A 3,033-nucleotide genomic window follows, 5' to 3' on the forward strand; every position below is an offset into this window, starting at 1 on the left:
CTACATTTAAAGAGATGTGCTATGTTGTTAAAATAGTAGTTAATTAGGAACGTAGCAAACTTTAACGACCAAATACAGAAAAACCTTAAAACATTGGTTTTTTAGATATGCAACTGTAAATTTCGAATTCGCAACTGACAGTTTACTGCATTTAAACCAGTATCGGTGGTATGCAACTGACAGATTATGCTACAATTTCTACAGGAGGTAAAAGAAATGGATATGGCAGAAAGGCTACAAGATTTGCGCAAAAAATCAAATTATTCGCAAGAACAAGTTTCTGATATGTTAGGTATCTCAAGACAGACAGTATCTAAATGGGAAAGCGGTCAAGGAAAGCCTGAAAAGGTAGCGCAAACCATTATTGAATCCTCGGATTAATAATATAAACCAAGGAGATTTTAGGCTATCTCCAAATAAAAGATGCTAATTATGCCACCCCGCCAAAGTGCAATGCCCAAATCCCGTGGCGGCACGACCGGTGATTATACAGGGGATGCCTGCTCCGCGGTGCGGGAGTATTTGGTGCTCTTTTCGCCTACCTCAATCCTCGAAATAAACAGCCGCAGGATTTCCGGCGTCAGCTCACGAATCTCAGTGTGTGCGGTCAACTCCGTATCCCTGCGCTGTGCCACGTCCAGCTCTTTTTGCAGACTGTTCATTTCTTGCCGCAAATCCAAGGTATTTTTGCGGTTGATGTACTCTGCAAAGAGGGCTTCTTTTTGTCTGGTGAGGTGGGTGACCTTGCACAGATCGTCAAGGATGATACACCCCCCTATCTATCGTATGCCTCTGACGCTTATCACTACGGATTTAGAGGGTTACTTTAGATATTCAGGCATGAAGACTGACTCGCAAAAGCCTCATTTCTCATTTGGTGGATATAAAAAAGAGCCGACTTCTATTGAGTTCCCTCAATAGAAGTCGGCTCTGCGTCTATGCGTGTAGCTCTTTAAAAACTACAATATTGAATTGTTTCACATTGATCGGAGCCGCCTGTTTGCATTTGGGACAAAGCAGAGGAAAGTGTTTAAGTACAGTGTCTTTCTTAATTTCACTTTCGTTTCATTTCCACATACTGGACACAACATCCATTTGCATTTTCCATGGCACACCTACTATATGAAGAAAGACAGCACCGATACAAACGTTTATTTATGTCTTTACGATGATTCCCCAAAGTCCAATGAGGTTTGCTGCTTGATACATATCAATGACAGCTCCCTTTAGTTCTACAGGCGTGGAGGACACGATTGGCGCAGCCAATTCATTGTTTGTAAAATCAACTGTCGCAAGTAATGTCTTATGGAAGTTGTTCTTCAAAAATTTAGATTTGTTTGCTTGAAAGTTTTTTAACTTTGCTTCCGCCATTGATGACTCTGTAAAGTCAACTCCTTCAAACACGAGATCTGTCAGCCTACTTCTATCAAAATATGAGTATTGGAGGTTGGTATTTTCAAAAGCGGTTTTCTTCATAACCGTACCGCTCATATTTACTCCTATACATTTACAGGAAATAAATCTGCACCTTTCAAAATAGGCATCCCTAAACTCCGTATTTGACAAGTCGCAAGACTGAAATATCACATCAATAAAGCTTGCCTTCTGAAATTTACAGGCATGAAATGTACAATTTTCAAAAATGCTTTTATGAATTTCAATGCTGTAAAAATCTCCACCTTGAACGACGGATCCAGAGCTTTTCATTTCAGAAAGCGGAAGTTCTGATATGAGGAACTCTTCCGCATAAGAAGAAAAGTCATTTATCAATAGAAACTCTTTGGGCAATTGAGGATTAGTTTTATTCATAAAATGCAATCACCTTTTATATGCTTACTGTTTCAGCATAACTTTCGTACATTACAGTTTGAGAAATTGGCTTCCTTTCTGCACTATGGCGCTCCGGATTTAAAAAGCCTTTTTCAGGGTATCCCAAGATGAGCAGCGCAGTGGGTTCTATGTACTCTGGAATACCGAACTCTCTCCGGATTATATTCAGGTCAAAAAGGCCAACCATGACGCTTCCAATGCCCAATTCCCTTGCCGCCAGCAGCATATGGTCGCAAACAATTCCAATATCCAAATCGCCTGAACACTTCTGATCAAATGGACGTATCAGCTCATTTCTTGTATCCCGGCATACAATTAAAACACACTGAGATCCAAATGTCTGGTACGCTTTTTGCACTTTCGTTAAATTCTCTGGATCTTGGACAACTATAATCCGCTGTGGCTGCCGGTTGCAGGCCGATGGCGCTACACGTCCAATAGACAGAATCCTATCTAAATCTATTTTTGAAATTTCCTCGTCTGTAAATCCACGTGTGGTACAGCGAGCTTTTGCTAATTCAAGAAAGTCCATGCTATCTCCTCCGCGCAAACGCGAATAACATTTCATGTTTTAATAATAGCACCAACGCAATTCCGCGTCAACATAATACGAGTAAGACTTCACATTTTATTGACCTCCTATCTGTGTGCCTATATAATTAAATCGGAGGTGAGCTGAATGAAGAACATACGGGAACCAGTTCAAAAACGCTCCATTGATAAAAAGAACAAAATAGCACAGGCCGGATTTGCGCTGTTTTGTGAAAAAGGATATCATGGAACAAATACGATTGAAATTGCAAAGAAAGCTCATGTATCGACCGGTGCGCTGTACAGTTATTTCAGGGATAAGCGAGACGTATACATTGCAGCGTTTGATCAGCATATCAATTCATTTTCAAGTGTTTTGCTTGAAAGATTAGATGATTTTCAGCAGCCATTTTATCTTCCTGATTTTATTGAGCGATGGATTTCAATCTATATTGAAGTATATGCCACATCCAATAAGGCTTTAGCGCAATTAAGAATGGTAATGCTGGAAGATGAAAAAATCAATCACCACTTTTGTGATTTTGAAAGTAAATATGTGTCGGGAATTGTCGAACTATTAAACAGAAATAAAATCCTACTCGATGACCTATCGGAAAAAGTCTATGCGTCCTGCATATTAGTGGATGCATTATGCCGAGAAATATCTTCTAC

Annotated in this window: 5 protein-coding genes and 1 pseudogene; 2 read left to right on the forward strand and 4 right to left on the reverse strand. The window is 39.9% G+C overall.

Annotated features, from left to right (window positions below; translation table 11 throughout):
• Positions 1-216: 216 nt before the first annotated feature.
• Positions 217-381, forward strand: a complete 165-nt coding sequence (locus RTK01_RS16410) for a helix-turn-helix transcriptional regulator (protein ID WP_312281996.1) — start codon at positions 217-219, stop codon at positions 379-381.
• Positions 382-485: 104 nt separating this feature from the next.
• On the opposite strand, the gene RTK01_RS16415 is transcribed toward RTK01_RS16410, so the two are convergent.
• From RTK01_RS16415 to RTK01_RS16430, 4 genes and pseudogenes are all read right to left on the reverse strand, one after another.
• On the reverse strand, positions 486-662 hold the full coding sequence (locus RTK01_RS16415) for a DUF4368 domain-containing protein (RefSeq protein WP_312281997.1): 177 nt from the start codon (positions 660-662) through the stop codon (positions 486-488).
• A gap of 274 nt (positions 663-936) precedes the next feature.
• Positions 937-1,091 (reverse strand): annotated as a pseudogene (locus tag RTK01_RS16420) (cysteine-rich KTR domain-containing protein).
• A 64-nt stretch (positions 1,092-1,155) separates the two neighbouring features.
• A complete protein-coding gene (locus tag RTK01_RS16425) occupies positions 1,156-1,809 on the reverse strand; it encodes a pentapeptide repeat-containing protein (RefSeq protein WP_312281998.1) in 654 nt (217 codons plus the stop codon).
• 16 nt (positions 1,810-1,825) lie between these two features.
• Entirely contained in the window at positions 1,826-2,362 is a 537-nt protein-coding gene (locus tag RTK01_RS16430; protein ID WP_312281999.1) for a nitroreductase family protein, read from the reverse strand.
• 147 nt (positions 2,363-2,509) lie between these two features.
• Here RTK01_RS16430 and RTK01_RS16435 point away from each other — a divergent pair.
• The coding region (locus RTK01_RS16435) for a TetR/AcrR family transcriptional regulator (protein WP_312282000.1) at positions 2,510-3,033 on the forward strand (524 nt) is incomplete at its 3' end.

The organism is Oscillibacter sp., from assembly GCF_031978065.1.
In the GTDB taxonomy this organism is placed as follows: domain Bacteria; phylum Bacillota; class Clostridia; order Oscillospirales; family Oscillospiraceae; genus Oscillibacter.

Coding starts and splice junctions, on each gene's coding strand:
- RTK01_RS16410 (WP_312281996.1), top strand. CDS start 217: ATGGATATGGCAGAAAGGCTACAAGATTTGCGCAAAAAATCAAATTAT.
- RTK01_RS16415 (WP_312281997.1), bottom strand. CDS start 662: ATGAACAGTCTGCAAAAAGAGCTGGACGTGGCACAGCGCAGGGATACG.
- RTK01_RS16425 (WP_312281998.1), bottom strand. CDS start 1,809: ATGAATAAAACTAATCCTCAATTGCCCAAAGAGTTTCTATTGATAAAT.
- RTK01_RS16430 (WP_312281999.1), bottom strand. CDS start 2,362: ATGGACTTTCTTGAATTAGCAAAAGCTCGCTGTACCACACGTGGATTT.